The sequence below is a fragment of the Pseudomonas sp. S36 genome, from assembly GCF_016647875.1.
Lineage (GTDB): Bacteria > Pseudomonadota > Gammaproteobacteria > Pseudomonadales > Pseudomonadaceae > Aquipseudomonas > Aquipseudomonas parafulva.
This window is the reverse complement of the sequence record NZ_JACVVG010000034.1, coordinates 1-22,105: the sequence shown is the minus strand read 5'-3', so window position 1 is coordinate 22,105 and position 22,105 is coordinate 1. Positions and strand designations below refer to the sequence as shown.

The 22,105-nt window shown below is 63.5% G+C and carries 18 protein-coding genes; 9 read left to right on the top strand and 9 right to left on the bottom strand.

Annotated features, from left to right (window positions below; all coding sequences use genetic code 11):
• Window positions 1–11: 11 nt before the first annotated feature.
• Together IAE36_RS17730 and IAE36_RS17725 are read right to left on the bottom strand one after the other, a co-directional pair.
• On the bottom strand, window positions 12–614 hold the full coding sequence (locus IAE36_RS17730; RefSeq protein WP_201213781.1) for a cupin domain-containing protein: 603 nt from the start codon (window positions 612–614) through the stop codon (window positions 12–14).
• Between the two features lie 45 nt (window positions 615–659).
• Window positions 660–2,609, bottom strand: coding sequence for an oxidoreductase (locus IAE36_RS17725; protein WP_201213780.1), 1,950 nt, complete (start codon window positions 2,607–2,609; stop codon window positions 660–662).
• A 127-nt stretch (window positions 2,610–2,736) separates the two neighbouring features.
• Between IAE36_RS17725 and IAE36_RS17720 the strand changes: the two genes are divergently transcribed.
• Both IAE36_RS17720 and IAE36_RS17715 read left to right on the top strand, forming a co-directional pair.
• Window positions 2,737–3,780 carry an ABC transporter substrate-binding protein gene (locus IAE36_RS17720; protein WP_201213778.1) on the top strand — a complete coding sequence of 348 codons (1,044 nt, stop codon included), beginning with the start codon at window positions 2,737–2,739 and terminating at the stop codon, window positions 3,778–3,780.
• Between the two features lie 40 nt (window positions 3,781–3,820).
• Window positions 3,821–4,573, top strand: coding sequence for a class II aldolase/adducin family protein (locus tag IAE36_RS17715; protein WP_042141719.1), 753 nt, complete (start codon window positions 3,821–3,823; stop codon window positions 4,571–4,573).
• Between the two features lie 62 nt (window positions 4,574–4,635).
• On the opposite strand, the gene IAE36_RS17710 is transcribed toward IAE36_RS17715, so the two are convergent.
• On the bottom strand, window positions 4,636–5,658 hold the full coding sequence (locus tag IAE36_RS17710; protein WP_060483105.1) for a helix-turn-helix domain-containing protein: 1,023 nt from the start codon (window positions 5,656–5,658) through the stop codon (window positions 4,636–4,638).
• Between the two features lie 305 nt (window positions 5,659–5,963).
• On the opposite strand from IAE36_RS17710, the gene peaA reads away from it, so the two are divergent.
• The 6 genes from peaA to ccsA all read left to right on the top strand — a co-directional run bounded on the left by peaA (window position 5,964) and on the right by ccsA (window position 14,375).
• Window positions 5,964–7,568: a quinohemoprotein amine dehydrogenase subunit alpha gene (peaA, locus tag IAE36_RS17705; RefSeq protein WP_201213776.1), complete on the top strand. Its 1,605-nt coding sequence runs from the start codon at window positions 5,964–5,966 to the stop codon at window positions 7,566–7,568.
• 17 nt (window positions 7,569–7,585) lie between these two features.
• Window positions 7,586–9,019 carry a quinohemoprotein amine dehydrogenase maturation protein gene (gene peaB / locus IAE36_RS17700; protein WP_201213769.1) on the top strand — a complete coding sequence of 478 codons (1,434 nt, stop codon included), beginning with the start codon at window positions 7,586–7,588 and terminating at the stop codon, window positions 9,017–9,019.
• Window positions 9,016–9,333 carry a quinohemoprotein amine dehydrogenase subunit gamma gene (qhpC, locus tag IAE36_RS17695; protein ID WP_060483108.1) on the top strand — a complete coding sequence of 106 codons (318 nt, stop codon included), beginning with the start codon at window positions 9,016–9,018 and terminating at the stop codon, window positions 9,331–9,333. Before peaB ends, qhpC begins: the two co-directional genes overlap by 4 nt.
• Before the next feature lie 54 nt (window positions 9,334–9,387).
• Entirely contained in the window at window positions 9,388–10,500 is a 1,113-nt protein-coding gene (gene peaD, locus IAE36_RS17690) for a quinohemoprotein amine dehydrogenase subunit beta (RefSeq protein WP_201213768.1), read from the top strand.
• A gap of 81 nt (window positions 10,501–10,581) precedes the next feature.
• The gene (locus tag IAE36_RS17685) at window positions 10,582–12,231 is read left to right on the top strand and encodes an ABC transporter ATP-binding protein (protein ID WP_201213767.1); all 1,650 of its coding nucleotides are present in this window, start codon (window positions 10,582–10,584) and stop codon (window positions 12,229–12,231) included.
• Entirely contained in the window at window positions 12,228–14,375 is a 2,148-nt protein-coding gene (gene ccsA / locus IAE36_RS17680; RefSeq protein ID WP_201213765.1) for a cytochrome c biogenesis protein CcsA, read from the top strand. The genes IAE36_RS17685 and ccsA overlap by 4 nt, the downstream gene beginning before the upstream one ends.
• 30 nt (window positions 14,376–14,405) lie before the next feature.
• On the opposite strand, the gene IAE36_RS17675 is transcribed toward ccsA, so the two are convergent.
• From IAE36_RS17675 to IAE36_RS17660, 4 genes are all read right to left on the bottom strand, one after another.
• Entirely contained in the window at window positions 14,406–17,555 is a 3,150-nt protein-coding gene (locus IAE36_RS17675) for an autotransporter domain-containing protein (RefSeq protein WP_201213759.1), read from the bottom strand.
• A 204-nt stretch (window positions 17,556–17,759) separates the two neighbouring features.
• Complete coding sequence (locus IAE36_RS17670; protein WP_060483112.1) at window positions 17,760–18,923, bottom strand: AAA family ATPase; 1,164 nt, start codon at window positions 18,921–18,923, stop codon at window positions 17,760–17,762.
• A 114-nt stretch (window positions 18,924–19,037) separates the two neighbouring features.
• Window positions 19,038–19,424 (bottom strand): cupin domain-containing protein, encoded by a 387-nt coding sequence (locus IAE36_RS17665; protein WP_201213753.1) that lies wholly within the window; start codon window positions 19,422–19,424, stop codon window positions 19,038–19,040.
• 71 nt (window positions 19,425–19,495) lie between these two features.
• Window positions 19,496–20,320: an AraC family transcriptional regulator gene (locus IAE36_RS17660; protein WP_201213751.1), complete on the bottom strand. Its 825-nt coding sequence runs from the start codon at window positions 20,318–20,320 to the stop codon at window positions 19,496–19,498.
• A gap of 158 nt (window positions 20,321–20,478) precedes the next feature.
• On the opposite strand from IAE36_RS17660, the gene IAE36_RS17655 reads away from it, so the two are divergent.
• Entirely contained in the window at window positions 20,479–20,640 is a 162-nt protein-coding gene (locus IAE36_RS17655; protein WP_082428401.1) for a DUF2986 domain-containing protein, read from the top strand.
• Between the two features lie 57 nt (window positions 20,641–20,697).
• Here IAE36_RS17655 and IAE36_RS17650 read toward each other — a convergent pair whose 3' ends face one another.
• Window positions 20,698–21,294 carry a TetR/AcrR family transcriptional regulator gene (locus IAE36_RS17650; RefSeq protein WP_201213748.1) on the bottom strand — a complete coding sequence of 199 codons (597 nt, stop codon included), beginning with the start codon at window positions 21,292–21,294 and terminating at the stop codon, window positions 20,698–20,700.
• Between the two features lie 23 nt (window positions 21,295–21,317).
• Window positions 21,318–21,914 carry an NAD(P)H-dependent oxidoreductase gene (locus IAE36_RS17645; protein ID WP_201213745.1) on the bottom strand — a complete coding sequence of 199 codons (597 nt, stop codon included), beginning with the start codon at window positions 21,912–21,914 and terminating at the stop codon, window positions 21,318–21,320.
• Window positions 21,915–22,105 lie beyond the last annotated feature (191 nt).

Sequence of the window (22,105 nt, the reverse complement as noted above, 5' to 3'; positions counted from 1 at the left end):
CGGCAAGGCCGCTAGAAGGTCGGCGGTGTAATCACCCAGATCACAATAGCGTCCGCTTCACCAGGGTTGCCATACCGGTGCGGCTGCTGGCTGGAGAAGCTGAAACTGTCGCCTTCTTCCAGCACAAAATGCCGCTCGCCCACCCACAACTCGAACTGGCCGCTAAGCACGTAGCCCGCTTCTTCGCCTTCATGGCTGTAGCTGGTCTGGCTGTAGGTGCCCGGCGGGAAGCGTGAATGCAGCATCTCCAGCTCGCGGTTGGGCTGGGGGGTGAGCAACTGGTCGACGATGCCGTCTTCGTAATACACGCTCAGCCGGCTGTGCTTGCGTACCACGTAGCCTTCATCCTCGGGCGCAGTGACGGCTTCGCTTGCGAAAAACCACTGGATGGTCACGCCCAGGCTGCGGGCGATGTTGAACAGCGCCGGGATGGACGGGTACGACAGGTTGCGCTCCAGCTGGCTGATGTAGCCAGCAGTGAGCTCGCTTTGTGCGGCCAGCTCGGCCAGGGTCATGCCGCGGCGCTTGCGCAGGCCGCGGATGCGCGTACCCAGAAACTGCGGCGCGCTGGCGCCGTCCTCGGCCTGTGGCGCTTTGCTAATGTGGCGACTCATGGCGATGTCCGATCGACCCTGCAAAGCCTCGGAGTATAAACAGGCTCACAAGGCGGCGGCGACTTTCAAACCTTCGTGGATCGCCTCTTCAGCCGTGCGCGGGGCCAGGCAGTCGCCGATGCGGTAGACAGGCGCCAAGTCGCGGATCTGCTCGGCCAGGGTATCGACCGGCTGGTGGCCCATGCACAGCACCAGGGTGTCGATGTGTTCGAACAGCATCGCTTCGCCGCTGGCGGTGTGCTGCAGGTAGACCGTGTTGTCGTCGCAGCCGTACAGCCGGGCATAGGGGGTGATGGGGATTGCCAGCTTGTGCAGCTCGCCGGCCAGCTGGTCACGCACGTACAGCGGCAGGCTCTCGCCGCAGTGGGTGCCGTTTACCGCCAGTTGCACCTGATGGCCGGCCCGCACCAGCCGTTCGGCGATGCCTGGGCCAATCCAGTCGCAACGCCAGTCCATCACCAGCGCCGAACGGCCGGGCTTCACCTGGTCACGTAGCAGTTGCCAGGCGTCCACCACTTGCAGTTCGCCGGCGCGCTCGAAGTGCGGCCAATAGGGCTCGGCACCGGTGGCGACAACCACGGCGTCCGGGCGTACACGTTCGACCAGTGCCCGGTCTACCCGGGTGTTGCGCACCACCTCGACACCGGCCAGTTGCATCTCCCGCTGCAGGTTGGTGCTGGCACCGCCAAATTCTGCGCGGCGCGGCAGCAACTGCGCCAGCAGTACCTGGCCGCCCAGCTGGGCGCTGGCCTCGTACAGCGTTACCTGGTGCCCCCGCGCCGCCGCCACGGCAGCGGCTTTCATGCCGGCCGGGCCGCCGCCCACCACCATGACGCGTTTGCGCGTGGCGGCTTGGGGCAACTGGCCGTATTGCTGCTCGCGCCCGGTTTCCGGGTGCTGGATGCAGGAAATCGGCAGGCCGCGGTGAAAGTGCCCGATGCACGCCTGGTTGCAGGCGATGCAGGCGCGCACGTCTTCAGCCCGGCCGCTGTCGGCCTTGTTTGGCATCAGCGGGTCGCAGATCAGCGCGCGGGTCATGCCGCACACATCGGCCTGGCCGCGCGCCAGAATCAACTCGGCTTCCTGGGGCTGGTTGATGCGGCCGGTCACGAACAGCGGAATGTTCAGGCGCGACTTGAAGGTTTCGGCTTCGCGGGCCAGGTAGGCTGCCTCGATGGCCATCGGCGGCACAATATGAACGGCGCCGCCGAGCGATGCCGAGGTGCCCGCCACGATGTGCACGTAGTCGAGGCTGCCTTGCAGGGCCCCCACGGCCGTGAGCGATTCATCTTCCGTAAGGCCTTCGGTATCGCGTTCATCGGCGCTGATGCGCAGGCCGATGATGAACTGCTCGTCGGTGGTGGCGCGCACGGCCGCCAGCACTTCGCGCAAAAAGCGCAGGCGCTGCTCCAGCGTACCGTTGTAGCCGTCGCTGCGGCGGTTCACCCGCGGGTTGAGGAACTGCGCCGGCAAGTAGCCGTGGCTGGCCACCACCTCGACGCCATCGATACCGGCCTGGTGCAGGCGGCGTGCGGCGGCGGCGTAACCGGCGACGATCTCGTCGATCATGGCCTGGTCCAGCGCCCGTGGCATCACCCGGAAGCGCTCGTTGGGCACGGCGGAGGCCGAGTAAGCAACGGCGAGCAGGCCGTCGGCGGACTCCATGATCTCGCGCCCGGGGTGGAACACCTGCGACAGCACCACGGTGCCCTCGGCATGGCACACCTCGGCCAGCCGGCGGTAGCCCTCGATGCAGCTGTCATCGGTGGCCATCAGCACATGGGAGGTGTAGCGGGCGCTGTCGTGCACGCCGGCCACCTGCAGCACGATCAGCCCGACGCCACCCTCGGCGCGGGCCTTGTGGTAGGCGACAAGGCGGTCGTTCACCAGGTTGTCGGTAGGCATCGAGGTGTCGTGGCCGCTGGACATGATGCGGTTTTTAAGGCGCTTGCCACGGATCTGCAGCGGCTGGAACAGGTGCGGGAAGGTCGCCATGGTGTTGAGCTCCGGCTTTGTTTTTATTCTTCAATGAAAATGTACCCATAGTAAAAAATCAACTTGTTTTTTTACTATTGCGGGACTAGTTTTCAGTCACCCACAAAAACAAAAAGAGGGTTCACCGATGAAAGCGTTTGCACAAAAGCCCGGCCTTGGCGCGTTGCTGCTATGCCTTGGCATGGCCACTGCCCAGGCTGCACCGGACATGGTGGTGGTCGGTTACGGTGGCGCCGGCCAGAAAGCCCAGGATGTGGCGGTGTTCCAGCCGTTCAGTGCGCAGGACAACAGCAAGCTGATCCAGAGTGAATACAACGGGGAAATGGCCCGCATCAAGGTAATGGTCGATACCGGCCATGTGGATTGGGACGTGGTGCAGATCGAGGGCCCCGACCTGATGCGCGGCTGCGATGAAGGCATGTACGAACAGCTGGACTGGGCCAAGCTCGGCCACGCCGACCAGTTGATCCCCGAGGCCGCGCAGGCCTGTGGCTCGGCGGCGCTGGTGTGGAGCGTGGCCATTGCCTACGACCGCAACAAGCTGGCCAAGGCGCCCACCTCGTGGGCAGACTTCTGGGATGTGAAGACGTACCCGGGCAAGCGCGGCCTGCGCAAGCGCGCGGTATACAACCTGGAGTTCGCACTGATGGCCGACGGGGTCAAGGTGGAGGACGTCTACAAGGTGCTGGCGACCCCGCAGGGGGTAGACCGGGCCTTCGCCAAGCTCAGCGAGCTCAAGCCTTATATCCAGTGGTGGGAGGCGGGCGCCCAGCCGGCGCAGTGGCTCACCGCAGGGGACGTGGTGATGACCTCGACCTACAGCGGGCGCATTGCCGCCGCAGCGCAGGCCGGGGCGCCGTTGGCGGTGGTCTGGCCGGGCAGCCTGTATGGCATGGACTACTGGGCCATCATCAAGGGCTCCAAACATGTGGCGCAGGCCAAGCGGCTGATTGCCTACGCCAACCAGCCCGAGGTGCAGGTGCGTTACGTGCAGCAGATCCCCTACGGGCCTACCAACACCCAGGCTGCCGCTGCACTCGACCCGGGCCTGGCCCAGTGGGTGCCCACCTCCAGGCAGAACCTGCAGGGCGCGCTGTCGATGGACGTGGCGTTCTGGGTAGACCATGGTGATGAGTTGGAAGAGCGGTTCAACGCCTGGGCCAGCAAGTAACCGCTGCCCCCACTTCAATGGCCTGGGAGGCTGCAAGAACATGAAGCATGAACGTGAGCTGCGCGAAGAACTGGCCGCCTGCTACCGGTTGATCGCACACCTGCGCATGACCGACCTGATCTTCAACCATATCTCGGTGCGGGTGCCGGGGCCGGAGCACCACTTCCTGATCAACCCGTACGGGTTGCTGTACGAGGAAATCACCGCGTCGAGCCTGGTGAAGATCGACCTGCAGGGTAATGCCGTCGAGCCTTCGCAATACCCGGTCAACCCGGCCGGGTTTGTCATCCATAGCGCCATCCATGGGGCACGGGAAGACGCCCAGTGCGTGTTGCACACCCACACCCGCGCCGGGTGCGCAGTGGCGGCGCTGGAATGCGGTTTGCTGCCGGTAAACCAGATGTCGATGGAGTTCTATGGGAAGGTGGCCTACCACGATTATGAAGGGGTGGCGCTGAACCTGGATGAACAGCAGCGCCTGGTGGCCGACCTGGGTCAGCAGCCGGTGATGATTATGCGTAACCATGGCCTGCTGACGGTTGGGCGCACGGTGGGGGAGGCGTTCATGCGCATGTATTACCTGGAGAAGGCCTGCGAAATCCAGGTAACCGCCATGGCCAGTGGCAAGCTGGTGTTGCCGGCCCATGAGGTGTGCGTGCACACCGAACGGCAGTTCAATGACCCTGGGCGGCCGGTGATGGAGGGGCAGTTGACCGACCACGATGCGGGGGCGTTGGCGTGGAAGGCAATGGTAAGGATGCTGGACCGGGTAGCGCCGGGGTATCGGGACTGAGCTTGCATTGATGATTGGGGGCCGTTGGGCGGCCCATCGCGCGCTCTGCTCCAACCTGCCCGTTAACCATGGCCATCGCAAGGGTAGTGGGTGGGCGCATTTCGCATCAGGGTGGTGCTCGCCGTTTCACCGAACAACTGGCGGTAGTAGGTGCAGAACATGCCCGCGTGCAGAAACCCCCACTGCGCCGCCACTTCGCTGATCAGCACCTGGCCGGTGCCGGCAGCCAGCAGCATCTGCCGCGCGCCATGCAGCCGTACATAACGCAGGTAGCTTACCGGGTTGATACCCAGCACCTTTTGAAATGCATAGTGCAGCGTTCGCCGGCTGATACGCAGCTCCAGGCAGATTTCCTGCACCGAGGGCGGCAGGCTGTAGCGCGACAGAATGAATTCTCGCGCTTTCTCCACGATATGCCGATGCACGAACTGGCCAGGGTGGTGCTGCGGCGCCTGGCTTAAATGGCTCAGGCTGGCAGAGATGGTGTGCAGCGTTTCGCTCAGCAGGTCGCGCAGCAGCACGTCATTTTCCAGTGCATGCGGGTTGGTGCTCAGGCCGGTGAAGATGTGGCCGAGGCTGCTGCGGATGGCGCTGCACAGTTCGGCAGAGGCAGCGCTTGCCCCGCTGATGGCGGTGATGCGGGCGGCATCCACGCCCTCTACGCTCTCGGCGTATTCGCCTAGCAGCGTCATGTCGACCACTGCCACATAGATGTCGGATTTACACGGCGTTCTGAACCGTAGCTCCGAATTGGGCTTTAGAAAGAACACCGAGTCCTGTTCAAGCCTGTCGCCGCACCAGAAACCGTCGCCGACAATGGCATTGGGCACCCCGATCGCGAAGCTGTTGCGCCAGGGCAACCCGTGTTGGTCCACGGCCTTGTCCATGGTTTCGCGGAACACCTGAATCGGCCCCAGCGACAGGTCCTGCAAGGCGCCAGTGAAAGCCCCCTCGCTGATCTGCACATATTCCTGGTTCCACTTGGGGAGCACAGAGGCCTGTTCCAACACATCGCTGGTTTCACAGCACACGAATGACGGGCTCGCATGAGCCTCTACAGGTGACGGTTCTCTGATGGCGCGCATGGGCTACCTCACGGAAGGCTGTTTTTTTTCTAGGTGGCGCTATCCCGGACGGGTACTGCCTTGGGCGCAAGCTCGCCGTCCGCTGAAAATTATTTTGTAAGAAAACATCACCGCGCAAGCGCTACCTGTCGACCGAGCGACGGGGTTGCCATTTCTTGATAGCCAAAGTGCTGTTGCTTGCCGTTTCTTGATACAGCCTTTTGCGCGCAGATCGTAGCCTTTAGCCAAGTCATGGCCGCTGGCAGCACAGCAGGCGTGATTGTTGAGCCTGAGTCATAACCACAACAAAACAGGGAGCCCAAAGAATGCGCCCACACCGTGCATTTTCTACCCCCGTGCGCCCGTTGGCGTTGTCCCTTGCCGTTTCTGCAATCCCGTTGTTTGCATACGCCGACCCTGCGACTGAAGCCAAGGCCCTGCTCAATGCCAAGTGTGGTGTTTGCCACCTTCCCGTCGAGAATGCGGGCCTGAACCGTATCGACCAGTCCCGCAGAACCCCCGAAGGGTGGGACATGACCATTGGCAGGATGGTGGCAGCACACGGGGTTCGGCTTACTGCCGACGAACGCCTCACGCTGGTGAAGTACCTCGCAGACACCAATGGCTTGGCACCCGAGGAAACCGCCGGCCGCCGCTACTTGCTGGAGCGGGACTTCACGCAGGTGGAAACGCCGGATGACAAGCACGTGGCCGAAACCTGCGCCCGCTGCCACTCCTATGGCCGCATCGCCCTGCAACGTCGTACCCAGGAAGATTGGCGCAAACTCGCCAGCTTCCATGTCGGCCAGTTCCCCACCATCGAAATCCAGCAGGCGGGCCGCGACCGTAACTGGTGGGACATCGCCTCCCAGGAAATGCCCAGGGTGCTGGGTAACCGATATGCGTTCGATACCCAGGCCTGGTCAACGTGGCGTGAGCATAAAGCAGTGGCGCCCACGGGTAACTGGCGGGTCACGGGCCACCGCCCTGGCTGGGGTTTCTATGAAGGCACGGCAACGGTTTCAGCCATTGGTACTGATCGCTATAGCATCTCCATGCAGATGACCTACGCCAATGGCAAACATGAAATTGCAGAGGGCAAGGCCGTCGTGTTCACCGGTTACGAATGGCGGGCAACGGTCAAGCAGGGCAACCAGGAGTTCCAGCAAGTCTTCGCGCTGTCTGCCGATGGGCAGCACCTGAAAGGGCGCTGGTTCGAGCCCGGCGTGGACGCCATCGGCGGTACCCTGCAGGCTGCCCGGGTCGGTGATCAGCCCCAGATCGTTGCGGTTCAGCCCACCTACCTGAAAGCGGGGGCGTCGCAGAAAGTCACGCTGTACGGTACAGGGCTGACGGGCGACGTAGCGCTGGGCGATGGCGTTACCGCCAAGGTTGTGGAGCGTTCGCCCGACAAGGTGGTTGTCGAAGCCAGCGCCGCCGAGGGCGCCAAGGTGGGTATTCGCGAGGTGGGGGTGGGTGCAGCGCGCCTGCAGGCAGGGTTGGCGGTGTACCACACCGTGGACTTCATCACCATCGAGCCCGGCCAGGCCATGGCGCGTGTCGGGGCCAACAAGGGGGCCATGCCCAAGGTGCCGGTGCAGTTTGAAGCCGTTGCCTACAGCTTCGGCCCGGATGGCAAGCCCGGTACCGACGACGATATCCGTCTGGGTTACATGCCCGCGACCTGGTCGGTGGATAACGGCACCCCTTACGCCACCTCGATGGACGACCTCCAGTTCGCCGGGAGCATGGACGCCAATGGCCTGTTCATGCCCGGGGACGCCGGGCCGAACCCCGCGCGCAAGTTCCACACCAACAATGCCGGCGACCTCAAGGTAACCGCAGTTGTCAGCGACGGCGACCGCAAGGTCGAGGCCAGCAAGCCGCTGGTCGTCACCGTACAGCGTTGGAACGACCCACCCATCCGCTGAACAGCGAGGAAGGCACCATGGGCAATTTGTTTGTCAACCGATTCAGTTTTCACGATGTGAAGATGGGCGCGCGGCATGTGCTGTTTCACATCCCTTCCAGCGGTTTGTTCGAGCTTGATGCGCTGGGCGGGGAAATCATCGATTTCCTCAAAGCCCATGAACAGGTGTCTTTCGAAGGGCTGGAGAAGGCCTTCGGCGGTGTCGCCGCGCCTGCCGACCTGGCCCAGACCCTTGAAAATTTCAAAGGCCTGTCGATTCTGGGCGATTCACCTGGCACCCCCGATGCTGGCATGGACGTGAGCATAACGGCGTTCCCAATCAGCACGGTGGTGCTCAATGTGAACACCGGCTGCAACCTGAGCTGCACCTATTGCTACAAGGAAGACCTGGACGTACCCACCAAAGGGCGCCGCATGAGTTTTGACACGGCGCGCAAGAGCATTGACCTGTTGCTGGCGGAAGGCGCTGTGCATCAGCGCATCAATGTGATTTTTTTTGGCGGTGAGCCGCTGACCAACTTGCCGCTGATCAAGCAGGTGGTTGCTTACACCGAGGCGCGCTGTGCCGCGTTGGGCAAGCGGGTCGATTTCTCGATGACCACCAACGCAACCATGCTCACGGAGGATATCGTCGATTACCTCGACGCCCACCGCTTCGGCCTATCCATCAGCATGGATGGCCCGCAGGCGGTGCATGACCGGCGCAGGATCACGGTAAGCGGGCAGGGCACTTACGCTGTGGTCGCAGCCAAATCCAGGATGCTGTTGCAGCGCTACACCTCCAAACCTGTGGGGGTTCGGGTGACGCTGACTGCGGGCTTTACCGATGTGGTCGCCATCCACGAGCACCTCAAGGATGACCTTGGTTTTGCTGAGGTGGGCGTTGCGCCTGCCACCTCTGGCGCGGTGACCGCGTTCAACCTGCAATCGGACGAGCTGCGGCAGGTGTTCGACAGCATGAAGACGCTGGGGCTCGCTTACCGGGACGCGGCACTGGAGGGCAGGAACAACGGGTTTTCCAATATGCACCAGCTGATGAGCGACCTTTACGAAGGCCGCAAGAAGGCACTGCCCTGTGGTGCCGGCGTGGGGTTGCTGGCGGTGGATCACAAAGGCGACCTGAACCTGTGCCACCGCTTTACGGGTTCGGACATGCCGCTGTTTGGCAATGTGGACGAGGGTATCGCCAAAAAGGAACTGGGAGCGTTTCTGGAGGGCGCTACCCAGCGCGCCGGCAAAGGGTGCTCCACCTGCCAGATTCGCAACCTGTGCGCCGGCGGCTGTTACCACGAGTCTTACGCCCGTTTTGGCGACCCATACTCACCCACCTATCACTACTGCGACCTGATGCGCGAATGGGTGGATTTCGGTATCGAGGTCTATATGGAAATCCTGCAGAAGAACCCGCGCTTCTTTCAGAAGCACTTGAGCACTCGGAGTGTCCAGCCATGAACCACATGAAGTCCATGAACATGAAAGCGCACCAAGTCGAAGTGGCGCTGGAGAACGGTGAGGCCAACGAAGTGGTGGCCATGTCTGCTGTGGTCGGCTGCGCCACCACGTTCGACCCCGGTTGGGAGGTTGACCCGTTTCTGGGCGTTGCCGGGCTTTGCCAACCCATGGAAGCCGATTTGTACGGATGTTCCGACCCTTGCTGGTGGCCAGCCCAGGTACCTGACTCGCTGCATACCTACCCGGAGTGGAGCGAGGGCAACGACTCGGCCCCCAACGACTGGGCAAACCTCAAGGCAGTCTTTCCCAAGTAATCACTGCTCACGCTTTTGCGCTACCGGACCGGCTCTGGGGCAAGAGGGATACTCATGAACAACAAGAACCAAGCAACGCTTCGCCAGGCCGCTGTGGCTGGCGTTCTGGCCCTGGGCCTGGTATTGACCAGCCCGTTCGCAACCGCCAAGGACTACCTGGTCACCGCTGCCAGGCCCGACCTGGTGGTGGTGGCAGACCCGGCAGAACGCAAGGTGATCAAGGCTTTCCACATCCCCAATACCTCGATGGGTAACAGCCCCGGGGCCTTGGCGGTTTCGAAGAACGGCAAGGTGGCCTATGTAATCCACAATCGCTGGGAAAGCGTGTCGGGTATTGACCTGGAATCGGGCAAAGAGGTATTCCGTGCGGACCTCTCGTCATCCGGCATCCGCGCCAAGGCACCCTACGCGATTGATGTTACCCCGGATGGCAAGGAACTGGCGGTGTTCGTCAACCCCACCCAGCTGCTGCCTGGCGAATACAACGTGATGGACCCGTACATCGCGGTGTTCGACACCTCCAGCGGCTTGCAGGCCCAGCCTGTGCGCAAGTTGAAAGTGCCGCGCCGCGTGTCATCGCTGATCTACTCCCCCGATGCCTCGCGCCTCTACGCCTTCAGTTGGGACATGCTGGTGCTGGACCCGAAAACCGGCAAGCAGATCGGCCAGCATCCCTGGCGTTCCTGGAAGCGCGCGGGGTTCGGCGAGCCTGACACCTTGGCGATCTGGCCCCAGTTCGAGCAGGCAGGGGAATTTGCCACCCCGTACTACATCAACCACACCGGCGCCGACGGCAAGACCGTGCAGAAGGCAGGCGTCTGGTCACTGGACCTAGCCAAGGACTCGGTGCGCTTCCATGAGTTCGAAGATGCCTCTGTGGTGCTGTTCTCGTCGGTCATCAACCCTGTACGCCGCAATGAGGCCTACACGGTCTACACCCAGCTCACCAAGACAGACATCGAAACCGGCAAGCTGATCAAGCGGATCGACCTGGACCACACTTACTACACGGTCAACGTTTCCAGTGACGGCAAGGAGCTGTATGTGGGCGGCACCATTGACGACATCGCCATCTACGACTCGCAGACGCTTGAGAAAAAGGGCCAGATCATGATCCCGGGCGGTGGGGACCAGGTACTGACATCCCTGCGTGTCGTGCAGCGCTGAGCCAGCATGGGCCGGCTCAAGCACTCGGGCGATAGGTTCACCCTGCCGCAAGGTGGGGCGAGCGGTTCGGCTGATCTGAACATGTGGCAATGGATACTGCCCTTTGCTGCGCCCCAATGGCCGAGGTTCGCTGCGGTGGCGCTGCTGTCGCTGGTTGTTGCGGCTGCCGGGCTTGCCCAGCCGTACCTGAGCCAGCGCCTGATCGACGACGGCATGCTGAAGGGGGATTTCGACACTGTGCTGGTGTGCGTGAGTGCCATGGTGGCGCTCGCGGTGGCATGCGCGCTGCTGGGCGGGGTAACCCGCTATCTGCATACCCATGCATCCTCGCGCATGCTGCACGGTATGCGCGAGGACATGTTCAAACACCTGCTGACGCTATCGCCACATTACTTTTCCAGCACGCGCCAAGGCGACATCCACACCCGTCTGAACGCCGACATGGCTGAGCTGCAGCGTTTTGTAGTGGACGCGGTCTTCAGCGTGATGAACAACACGCTGATGTTCGCGGGTGCCGTGATCATGCTGGGGTACATGAGCACCGAGCTGCTGGCGGTGCTGGCCGCCGTATTGTTGGTCAATGCAGTGTTCCTGCGCATGGCGCGTGCGCACGTGGAGCGCCTGAGCCAGGACACCCGGGAACGCGGTACAGACATCGCCGCCTTTCTCATGGAAACGCTGGGGCTGGTGAAGTGCGTGCAAGCGTTCAACGGCCAGGCACGCAGTTTTGCCGACTTGATGCGGCTGCACGAGCGCCAGCGGGTTTCTTCATTGAAATTGCAGGTGGTGGGTTATGCGGTAGGCTCGCTGCCGGCGCTGGTGATGTCCGTCAGCATTGCCCTGGTGTTTCTGGTGGGGGCCCAGCGTATTGCTCAGGGCAGCCTTACCCTTGGCGTGCTCATTGCGTTCGTAACCTACATGCAACGCGCGAGCGCCCCTGTGCAGGCGCTGGCCAGCCTGTACACCGGTTACCAACGGGCAAAGGTCAGTGTTGGCAGGGTCAGGGAACTGGCGCAGGAATGCCCGCTGATCACCAATACCGCCTCGGCCAGGGCAGTGCGGGGCAGGGGCCATCTGGCCATTCACCAGGTCACTTTCGCCTACCCGGGCAGTAACAGGCAGGCACTGCGGGCCGTCACTGCCGATATCCCGGCAGGCAGCCGGGTGCTTGTCACCGGTGCTTCGGGGAGCGGCAAGTCGACCCTGGTAGACCTGCTGCAACGGCATTTTGACCCTGACGACGGTCGCATTTTGCTGGACGGCGTCGACCTGCGCGAGCACAGCCTTGAACACCTGCGCCGCAGGGTGGCCGTGGTGTCACAAACCACCGAGTTGTTTTCCAGCAGCCTGCTGGAAAACATTCGCTACGGCCGGCCCTGTGCTTCGGACGACGAGGTGTGCCTGGCTGCCCGGGTGGCGGGGGTGGAAGCCTTTGCGAAGCAGCTCGAGCACGGGCTCGATACTTTGGTGGGGCAGCGCGGCAGTCGGCTGTCTGGTGGGCAGCGCCAGCGCATCGCCCTGGCCAGGGCGATCTTGCTCAAGCCCAGGATTCTCATCCTGGATGAAAGCACCAGCGGTGTCGACAGCGCGATGGAGGCACAGATACTGCGCGACATCGACGCGCTGTTTGCAGGCAGTACCCGGATTCTCATCACCCACCGCCCGGTCGTGGCGTTCCACGCCGACCGGGTGATCGACCTGAATGAAACAGGGGCGGGGTGCCTGCAATGAGGCTTGTTGTAACAGGGCCTGCTCGCCTTTGGCTGGGGCTTTGGTTTGCTGTGGTTGCCGGGCTGGCACTTGTGCCCGGTATCGGCAACGTCTTGCTGGGGCTGGCGTGCGTACTCATGGTCGCGGGTGCCGTACGCACAGCAGCAAGGGCCCACCTGTGGAAGGCGGCGCTGCTGATTATTTATGGCTGCTCCTTTGCACTTTTGAGTGCATTGCTGCTGGACCGCTTCGGCTTCCGGTACGTGTGGCTTTACAGCAGCCCAACATTGGCGCCTTACCTCAAGGCGGCCAATTTCTGGGGCGGGGATGAGGGCACCCTGTTGCTGCTGGCCGCTATGTTCGCGCCCCTGGCGGTGCGCCAGGCCCAGCGCCCGGGTTGGGAGGCGCTCGCACCGGGGCTGCTGACGGCGTGGTACCTGGCTACAGCTGTGGTGATGGGGCCATTCAGCCCAACGCCTGAAGCGTGGCTGGCAGCGCAAGCCAGCCAGGGTATGAATGCACACCTTCAGAAAGTGTGGATGGCGTTGCACGCCCCTGCGGTGCTGGCGGCTTATGTGTGGGCCATGGCACCGGTGGGTTCGGCCATTCAGGCCTTGCGAGGTAAGCCGAACGATTACGTCGCGTGTACGTTGCGCTACAACCGCAGGGCGTGGGCCCTGATGACGGCGGGCATCGGTTTTGGCATGGTCTGGGCGCTCGGTGATTTCACCTTTGGCCAGCTCTGGCACTGGGACCCGGTGCAAACCAGTTCATTTGTGGTATGGGCAATGCTGGGGGCAGTACTGCACGGCGTCAGGCACTGGCGCCCTCAGGGCGGCTTCAGCCGGTTGCTGCCTGCGCTGAGCCTGTTACTGGCCGCAGTCACGGCCTTGAGCATGGCGGTGACGCGGAGTGCGACATTGGCCAGCTCGCACAGGTACATCGGCACCACGTCCTGGCTCGGGCACCTGTTGCTGTCGTCAGTGCTGGCGGCTACGGCGTGCGTACTGTATTGCCAGCATCAACCGCTCGCCCATCCGCAGCGTGCGCCGGCAAGGCTCTCATGGGCTACCCGGTTATCAGTCTGGCTGTTTTGCGCAACGGCACTGGCCGCCAGTTCGGCGTTGGCGCTGGCTTATGCTCGGCAATGGACCGAAGCCGCAAAGCCTGTGAATGAAAAGCCGTTTTTCGAAACGCTTGTGATGTGGGCGAACGCCGCTGAGATGCAGCAGCTTAGACGTGCGTTTGCCCAGTGGACGGTGGAAGGCTACAGCCTCAGCCAAAGCCTGCTCCCTTTGATCGGCCTGATGGGGTTGGTGGGTGGATATACCTTCCTGCGCAAAGCCGCCCGCGGTGTGTACGCGGCGGTGACCACGGGGTTGGTGCTGCTGGTTTGCGCTGCTCTGGTGTGGCACGGCGGGTTGATCAGCGCCTGGTATGAGGGCCGGGGGGTATTGTCGAGCCAGATTGTGAGGGTGCTCCCATGGCTGGATGCAGCGCTGGCATCGGCGGCGTTTCTGCTGCTGGCGTGTCTGTACTGGAGCGCATGCAGCGTTGCTCGCAGCCGGAAATCGGGCGCGCTGCGGGTAACCGGTTCGCTGGCGCTGATTCACGCTGGTGCGGTGATCGCGCTGGTGGGGGGCTTTGCGGCGACGGCCTTGAATACCTACCAGGCTGTTCAGCTATCGCCTGAGCAACTGCAGACCTGGCGCCCATTGCCAGACGGCTCGGCATTACGGGTGTCGCTGGCTGAGCCCGGGCAGAACTACTCGGGGTACCAGGCGGTGGCGCAGGTGGAGGTGCGTGCACAGGGCAGCACCAGCATCGGGCAGGCGCTGTTCATGGATGGCAGGCACCAGCCCGCTGGTTACCAGGGCCCCGTGCGGCAGCTGTGCGAAATTCTCGACTATCGATATGCCCGCTATGCCGGTGGCCCGCGCTATCTGCTGGACCCTTTTGTGATTCGCGGCTGGTGGGGCGATCAGCAAGTGTGGGTACCGGCATCGTCGGCGCTGATGGGGCAAGTGCCTGCCGATGACGCTCAGGGCCCCACACTGATTGTGATCCGCCGATACCCTCTGGTCTCACTGGTGTGGCTGGGCCTGGTGTGCATGGTGCTGGGTGCGTTGATCGCACCCAGCACCCGCAAGGCCGCTATGGGGTGAGGTCAGCCCACCCGGCGCCACAAGGGTTCATCAGAACCGAACCGTAACCCCCGCATTCACCGAGTGGAACCGCGTGTCCGACCCAAACTGCCCCTGATACGACAGCCCAACCTCGGTCTGCCGGTTCAGCTGCACCTTGGCCCCCACTTCGGTCAGCGCCACGTTGCGCGTTTGCGCAATGCCTTGCACAGCGAAGTCAGGCCCACCGGCAAACGCCTGTTCGTTGCGAGGGTCCAGGTCACCATAGGCCCGGCGCCAGCCCAGCGAGCCGAACAGCTGGGTATCGTGGTTGGCCACGCGGGTGTGGGTAGAGGCACGCATGCCCACGGTCGAGAACCAGGTGTCCTGTTTCTCGCTGGACACCTTCAGGGCCGCGGCACCGCCTTTTTCGCGGAAGCTGTCGGCATCGTACTTCACGTACGACACGCCCACGAACGGCTCCAGCGCCACTGCGCCCAGGCCGATGCGGTAGGCCGCCTCGCCACTGGCTTGCAGAGTGTTGGCGTCGCGCTTGCCCTTCAAGTGGTCGTTGAAGCCGGCAAAGGCCACGTTGCGCGTGCTGTCCAGCTTGTGCCAGGTGTAGCCCACGTCTGCGCTCAGGCGCAGGGCATCGAACTGGGCGCCGGTGTACAGGCCCAGGTGGTAGTTGTCGCTGTGGCCCTTGGCGTCGCGGTCGTCGGCATCGAACTTGGAGCGGCTGTAGCCGCCGTACACGCCGGCGCGCCAGTCCTGTGTGATGCTGCCGTCTGCGCCAACCAGCACACCGCCGGTTCTCTGGTGCAGGCCGCTGGAGCCGTTGTTACCGTCCAGCTTCGACCAGTTACCGAAGGTTTGCGCCCATGCACCACCCTGTGCTTCCGGGGTAGTGGGCATCAGGTTCGACGCCCCCAACGGCATGCGCACGGTGTTGCTGTCCAGCAGGCCGCGCAGGCGGGTACCCAACACACCGGAGACCACTTGGCTATTGGCGATCAGCGCGGTACCGGTGCTGCTGTGGTAGTCGCCAGACAACTGGTCGATGGCGTTGCGGGCGCTGGCGGCGTCCAGCACCAGCAGGTTGTTGTACAGGCGCAGCGGTTCGCCGCTCTGTTCCAGCACGCTCAGCGCGCCTGCGGTGTTCCACTGGTTCTGGGTAAGTGCCACGGTCTGGAAGATGCCAGGGGTGCCGGCTTCTGGCGGCTGGACCGGGGGCTGCACAGGTGGCTGGACCGGTGGTTCGACCGGCGGCTGAACCGGTGGCTCGACAGGAGGCTGCACGGGTGGCTGCACCGGCGGTTCTACCGGGGGTTGAACAGGCGGCTGTACCGGTGGCTCAACGGGTGGCTCTACCGGGGGTTGCACAGGCGGCTCAACGGGTGGCTCTACCGGGGGTTGCACAGGCGGCTCCACGGGTGGCTGTACAGGCGGCTCGACAGGTGGCTCAACCGGCGGCTCCACGGGCGGTTCGACCGGTGGCGTGGTGGTTTTCTGCGCAATGGTAAGGTTCAGCTCGTTGGCGGTGCGCTGCAGGCTTACGTTGAGGAACGCCGAGTTGGTAAAGGCCTGGGCATAAGCGGTGCCAGCCGCTGCGCCGTCTTTCACGCCGCCTTGGGCCGCCAGCAGGGTGTAGGTTTGCCCGGTCTGGTAGCTTTGCGCCTCGTTCAGCGTGGTGACATCGACGCGGGTACCACGCAGGGTGGCGGCGCCGCTGACGTTCACGCGGTCGGAGCCGCCGTTGCCGGCGATGTCGGCGGCGTAGCGCGAGCCGGCGGCCATGTCCAGGTCACCCTTGATCGACAAGGTGCCCAGCGCGCCTTCGCCCGGCGACAGGGTACCGCCCGAGGCCACCTGGGTAGCGCCCACCTGGCCGGTACCCGCCAGTACACCACCGTCCAGCACCTGGGCGCGGTTGCTGTAATTGCCTGCGGTGTCGGTGTGGCCCACGGTGCCGTTCACCACCAGCGTGCCGTTGCCCACACTCAGCAGCGAGGTGCCCCGCGGGTTGGTCTGGTCCACGTCGCCGGCCAGCACCAGGCGCCCGCCGCGTACCACGGTGCTGCCCGACAACCCGGTCAGGTCGCCGCTCAGGGTGGTGTCGCCGCTGAACGCATACACCCGGCCAGCGCCGCTGATGCTGTTGGCGAACTGCAGGTTGTTGTCGGTGTGGTTGAACGCCAGTGAACCACTGCCAGCGCCAAAGCGTATGGCGGTTTGCGGATCCACACGACCGGCTGCCTTGGCGGGGCCAGCGGTGATCCCATCAATGTCGGTGCGGCTGTCGTCACGCACCACGGCACCGCCGATGGCGAGGGTGCCGCGTGCGGCACTGTTGATACTGGTCAATTCACTGATGTCGATACCGTCAGTGCTGCTTAACTCCGCCCCGTCGGCCAACACCAGGATGGTGCTCGACGTGGTGGTGCCCAAGGTCATGGCGCGGGTGGCCAGGCGTGTGCCTTCACCCGATACGCTGACCAGGGTGTTGCGGCTGGTGTTGGCCGAGCCCAGGGTCATCGAATCGCTGGTCAGCACGGCGCCGCTGCTCAAGCTCAGGTCGTTGCGGTTGCGGAAGGTGCCGGTGTTGTCCCAGCGGGTTCCAGCGCCCGACACATCGCTGATGGAGTTGATGGCTACGCGTTCGCTGGCCAGTTGCCCGCCCTCTTTGAGGGTGATGCGCGAGTCGTACAGGAACACCCCTCCAGAACTGACTTGTACCGTATCCACCTTCGAGCCTTGACCGCTCACCACCAGGTTTGCCCGGGACAGGCCATTGCCCGCATTGCCGTTGTCGCTGAGCTGAAGGTCACGCACAGACACCTGCCCGCCATCCAGCACGTTCAGCGTGCCTTGGCCTGCGCCGCCAACCACGATGGTGTTGCCCAATACGGCAGTGGTGCGTGGGACCGTCCAGCGGGTGCCCGGCCCTTGGACTGTGACCGTCGCCATGGCGGTGCTGGCTTGGTCGTTAGTGAAAGTGCCACCGATGCGGCCGCCTTTGCTGGTGAGTTCGGCGCCATTGTTGATGGTCAGGCTGGCAGGCACACCGTCGCCGGGCCGCAGCGAGACGGTGCCGTCATAGGCGCGGTCACTGCTGAAGGTGTCCTGCCCACTGTTGAGGATATAGTCCGCGGCGTGTGCGTCCGGCAACACGGCGAGGGTGATCGCCAAGGTGAGCGGGGATAGTCTGAATAGGGGGTTCATAGCGACTCCAGATACTCCATTAGATGCCACTGGCGTGGCCGCCGGCCCTGAAGGCGCTGGCGTTCCTGTGTGCGACGGTTAACAGGGGGAGTATCGGGAGGGGGGCAAGGGGTGGAAATAGTACGGATGTGCTAGTTGCGTCGGAACGTGACGCAGCGCACAGAGTGGCTCGTAGCCCTGAGCTGCGCATCGAGCAACGGCTCTTCAGTCCACCCAGCGCCACAACGGCTCATCCAGCAGCCCGACGCCGCGCAACTGGGTCTGGCCCTGCACCTTTTCCAGTTCCAGCACATTGCACCCCTCGCAGGCCTTCAAGGCCTGGATCAGTGCGGCGCTGTGCGACACCACCCACACCTGGCTGCGCTGCGACGCGCGGATGATCAGCCGCGCCAGTGCAGGCAGCAGGTCGGCGTGCAGGCTGGTTTCGGGTTCGTTCAGCACCATCAGGGACGGTGGCCGCGGGGTGAGCAGGGCTGCCATCAACAGCAAGTAGCGCAGGGTGCCATCCGACAGCTCTGCACCACCCAATGGGCGCAGCAACCCGTGCTGATGCAGCCTTACACTGAACAACCCGCCTGGTGGTGCGTCGATCTCCAGCTGGCTGCCGGGGAAGGCATCATCCAGGGCGGCGGTCAGGTCCTCGACGTCACCGATTTCGATAATGGTTTGCAGGGCCGAGGCCAGGTTGCGCCCGTCATGGTGCAACACCGGTGAGCGGGTGCCCAGTTGCGGCTGCCGGCACGGGGCGTCGCGGTCGATGCGAAAGTGGTCATAGAACCGCCAGCTGTTGATGAACGCGCGCAGCTCGCCGATTTCCGGCGCCTGACGTGGGCGGCCGACGATGTTGAAGAAACTTTCGCAGCTGTCTGCATGCTGGTCCAGCACCGCCCAGCCATTGCCCTCGCGCGCGCGTACCAGGGCGTTCTTGCGCTCGACCAGCAACGATGCGGGGCGATAGGCCCCGGCGCCCCAGATGGCTTCGCACTTGATTTCCGGGTCGAGCATGAAGGCGGAGGGATAGGGCAGGGGAATGGGCAGGCCGAGGGAGATGGCGAAGCCGAAATCCTCGGTGGCGAACCCCAGGCGCAGGCGTCGGACCTCCTTCGGGTGCTGCCCTTCAATGGGCACTTCACCGCGTTTCATGCGCGCGCTCATTTCCGGGCCCGCCCACCAGGTGGAGTCCAGCCCGCCTTCCCGCGCCAGCGCCTCGATCACCCCGCCCTGGGCCGTTTCGGCCAGCAGGCGCAAGGCCTTGTACAGGTTGGACTTGCCGCTGCCATTGGCGCCGGTCACCAGGTTGAGCTGGCCCAGGGGCAGTACCAGGTGGTTGATCGAGCGGTAATTACCAATGGCAAGGGTGGTGAGCATGGCGCGTTCCAGCTGTGGCGGTTTGGGCTCGAGTTTGGCCCAGGCCGTTTCGCGGGTAAACCCGCTTCCACAGGTTGAATGGCAGAGTTGCCGGCAATGGGCCGCTAAGCGGCCCTAGATCCAAAGATCGTTCTGCGCTGTGCGCTCACCCCCTTCATGGCCCGTATTCAGCACCCCGCGTGGCTCGATCATCATCAGTTTCGCTTCTCCCTGTGCAGCCGTCCTGTGCTCTACACCTCGCGGCACCACAAACAACTCACCCGGCTGTACCCACACGCAACCCGCTGGCAGGTCGATGCGCAATGTGCCCTCCAGGACCAGAAACGCCTCATCGGTTTCTGGGTGCGAATGCCAGATGAATTCGCCCTCGATACGTACCACCTTGAACTGGTAGTCGTTCATTTCCGCGACCACCCGGGGGCTCCATTGCTGGTCGATCATGGATGCTTTTTTGTTCAGGTTCACAGGCTGTGCAGGGGCTTGCTGCTTTGATGCGGGCATGGCGGGTTCTCCGTTGTTGGAGAGCCAAGCCTACCCAGCGGGCGCAACGGCTTCTTGTACGATCCTGCAACTCAGCGCCCAGCGCGCAAGCGCTCGACCCAGCGAGCGGGGGGTACCCCGAAACTGCGGGTGAAGTGGCGGGTCATGTGGCTCTGGTCGTGAAAGCCCGCGGCCAGGGCCGCGTCCACCAGTGTGAAGCCATCGAGTAACAGCCTGCGGACCGTGTCCAGCCGCCGCAGGGTCACGAAGCGGTAAGGGCTGGTGCCATACAACGCGCGGAAGTCTCTGGACAGGCTCCATTGCTCGCGGCCGCTGGCCTTTTCGAGCATCTCCAGGGTTATGCCCGCCTGCTGGTGCTCCATGATGAAGGCCCTGGCCCGCTCAGCCGAGCGGTAATCCAGGCGCTTGCGCCCACGCGGCTTACCGCCCACGGCGCGCAGGGCCATGGCCAGGTCGTACACGGCGTCCTGTTCCTCCAGCCTTTCCAGGGGGTGGTCGAGTGCCTGGACAAAGGCCTGACTGGCGCGGAACAGGCGCGGGTCGCTGGACACGCCGCCAGCAATGAACGGCAGCGGCTCGCCCCCCAGCACCTGCTGTATCAGCGCGGGGTCGATGTAGGCCATGCGGTAGCGAAAACCCGCAGCAGTGCCGGCCATGCCGTCATGCAATTCGTCAGGGTGCAACACCAGCGTGTTGCCCGGCACGCCATGGCACAGCGAGCCTTTGTAGTGAAAACTCTGCACCCCGGCCAGGGTACGGCCAATGGAATAGGTATCGTGCCGATGCGGGTCATACCCATGGCTGCCGAACCAGGCTTCGATCCGTTCCACGCTGCCAGGCTGGGCGCTGCGGATGACCCAGTCGGAGGCAGGGGGGTGGTTGGGGTCGCTGTGCATGGTCGTCGTCCTGGGCTTGAGACCCTGAAGCGTACAGGTTCAGCTCTGTAACAGGACAGCGGCCACATGCACCGTCCCCTGAGTTTTGCGACGAGGTTGACGTCTGGTTGCCCGGGGCAGGGTATGATGGCCGCCATGTAACCCGCCAGAAGCCAGCCATGAACCGCCAGAAGAAAATCAAGCAACTCCTCAAGGCCCACGCCAAGAAAGCCAGCGCCAAGCTCGCCCCGCGCAGCACCAAGCCCAAATACATCAGCAAGGCCGACCGGGAGAAACTGGCGGCGCAGGCTGCGAGTGAAGCCGTTACGCCAGCCGAGTGAAGGGTGAGTCAAATCACTTTTACTGCACGGTCTACTCCCGCACGCTTTCTCAGGCCTTCAGCTACAACGCTGCACCACCTCGATCACGGTGAGGTGCAATGCCTCTTTTGCCTGGTCAGCAGTGATCTCCCCCGAAACGGCAGCTTCCGACACGGCGTCTGCGGCACCTAGCACAACCCACAGGCCGGCCTCGGAAACGCCGCCTGTGACAGCGAAGGGGGCAAATATGCCGGCGCACTTCTGCAGCAGGGCTGTCTGGTACTTGCGCTTGACCGTCGCCAGTTGAGGCGACCCGCTGAGGGCTGCCAGCACCCCCTGAATCTCACGGCCCTGGGTCATTACGCAATCTACGTAAGCGCTGGCAAACACCGCAGCCTTGTCTGGCAACGTAGGTTGCGCGGCTGCGATGGCGGTATCGAACAAGGCCGTTTGGCGGACGTCGTAGTCTTCATACAGCGCAGCCAGCAAGCCCTCGCGGGAGCCGAAGTGGTCGTAGACCACCGGTTTGGTCACGCCCGCCGCGTCGGCCAGTCGGCCCAGGGTCAGCGCATCGGTCCCCTCGTCGGCAATCAATGTCCAGGAGGTTTCCAGTAACTGACGGGTACGGGCTTCGCGGGGCAGGCGCCGGCGTGCGGGTGGGTTTGTGTCGGTCATGGGCGCGATTGTCCCACTGTGGTTCAGCTCTGGGAAGCGAAGATGCTGGCACCGATGGCCTGGGCGGTTTCCAGATGAGCCCGGGCATAGTCACCTTCAGATGGCAGCAGCACGGTGGAACTGCGCACCGGTGCGCCGCAGTAATCGAAGATGCCGTGGTCGATCTGGGTGTTCATGGCCGCGCCGTAGCCATGGCGCTGGTAAGTACCTTGGTCGGCACCGCCAATGGCCACCAGGTGCACCTGCAGGCGTTGCAGCTTCTTGGTCACCTTGCCATCGTTGTTGTCCTGGTAGGCCCAGCCTTGGGCGAACACGCGATCGATCCAGCCTTTGAGCAGGGCCGGAAAAGACCACCAGTAGATGGGGTAAACCAGCACCAGTGCGTCGGCGCGGTCGAGCCGTCGCTGTTCAGCTGCGACATCAGCGGGGGGTGGGGATTGCTTGAGAAACAAGTGGTGGTCCGCCAGGTTGAAACGGGGGTCGAAACCCTCGGCGGTCAGGTCGGCGAGTTCGGCAGTGTGCTGCGGGGTTGAGGCTGTGAGGCTTTCGGCGATCGTCTGGGCGATGGCATGGGTGAGTGAGTGAGGGTCGGGGTGGGCGGTGACGATCAGGGTGTGCATGGGTAGGGTCCTTGGATGGATGGCGGATTACCTACCAAAGGTAACCTACGGGTAGTAGGTTGTCTATTTTTGTGTTTGCTGTGCATCACGCGTCAGGGGGCGGCGTGCAAACGGCGCAGGCTTAATTGGCCCGAAACAACCGTAGGAGCGAGCGCAGCTCGCGATGCGCCGCGCGGGCGGCGCTCGATCTG

What these genes read in the sequence shown, in the direction of transcription:
- qhpC (WP_060483108.1), top strand. Translation starts at nt 9,016, where the DNA reads ATGAACCACATGAAGTCCATGAACATGAAAGCGCACCAAGTCGAAGTG.
- peaD (WP_201213768.1), top strand. Translation starts at nt 9,388, where the DNA reads ATGAACAACAAGAACCAAGCAACGCTTCGCCAGGCCGCTGTGGCTGGC.
- IAE36_RS17645 (WP_201213745.1), bottom strand. Translation starts at nt 21,914, where the DNA reads ATGCACACCCTGATCGTCACCGCCCACCCCGACCCTCACTCACTCACC.
- IAE36_RS17665 (WP_201213753.1), bottom strand. Translation starts at nt 19,424, where the DNA reads ATGCCCGCATCAAAGCAGCAAGCCCCTGCACAGCCTGTGAACCTGAAC.
- IAE36_RS17650 (WP_201213748.1), bottom strand. Translation starts at nt 21,294, where the DNA reads ATGACCGACACAAACCCACCCGCACGCCGGCGCCTGCCCCGCGAAGCC.
- IAE36_RS17685 (WP_201213767.1), top strand. Translation starts at nt 10,582, where the DNA reads ATGTGGCAATGGATACTGCCCTTTGCTGCGCCCCAATGGCCGAGGTTC.
- peaB (WP_201213769.1), top strand. Translation starts at nt 7,586, where the DNA reads ATGGGCAATTTGTTTGTCAACCGATTCAGTTTTCACGATGTGAAGATG.
- IAE36_RS17730 (WP_201213781.1), bottom strand. Translation starts at nt 614, where the DNA reads ATGAGTCGCCACATTAGCAAAGCGCCACAGGCCGAGGACGGCGCCAGC.
- IAE36_RS17715 (WP_042141719.1), top strand. Translation starts at nt 3,821, where the DNA reads ATGAAGCATGAACGTGAGCTGCGCGAAGAACTGGCCGCCTGCTACCGG.
- IAE36_RS17660 (WP_201213751.1), bottom strand. Translation starts at nt 20,320, where the DNA reads ATGCACAGCGACCCCAACCACCCCCCTGCCTCCGACTGGGTCATCCGC.
- IAE36_RS17720 (WP_201213778.1), top strand. Translation starts at nt 2,737, where the DNA reads ATGAAAGCGTTTGCACAAAAGCCCGGCCTTGGCGCGTTGCTGCTATGC.
- ccsA (WP_201213765.1), top strand. Translation starts at nt 12,228, where the DNA reads ATGAGGCTTGTTGTAACAGGGCCTGCTCGCCTTTGGCTGGGGCTTTGG.
- IAE36_RS17670 (WP_060483112.1), bottom strand. Translation starts at nt 18,923, where the DNA reads ATGCTCACCACCCTTGCCATTGGTAATTACCGCTCGATCAACCACCTG.
- peaA (WP_201213776.1), top strand. Translation starts at nt 5,964, where the DNA reads ATGCGCCCACACCGTGCATTTTCTACCCCCGTGCGCCCGTTGGCGTTG.
- IAE36_RS17655 (WP_082428401.1), top strand. Translation starts at nt 20,479, where the DNA reads ATGAACCGCCAGAAGAAAATCAAGCAACTCCTCAAGGCCCACGCCAAG.
- IAE36_RS17710 (WP_060483105.1), bottom strand. Translation starts at nt 5,658, where the DNA reads ATGCGCGCCATCAGAGAACCGTCACCTGTAGAGGCTCATGCGAGCCCG.
- IAE36_RS17675 (WP_201213759.1), bottom strand. Translation starts at nt 17,555, where the DNA reads ATGAACCCCCTATTCAGACTATCCCCGCTCACCTTGGCGATCACCCTC.
- IAE36_RS17725 (WP_201213780.1), bottom strand. Translation starts at nt 2,609, where the DNA reads ATGGCGACCTTCCCGCACCTGTTCCAGCCGCTGCAGATCCGTGGCAAG.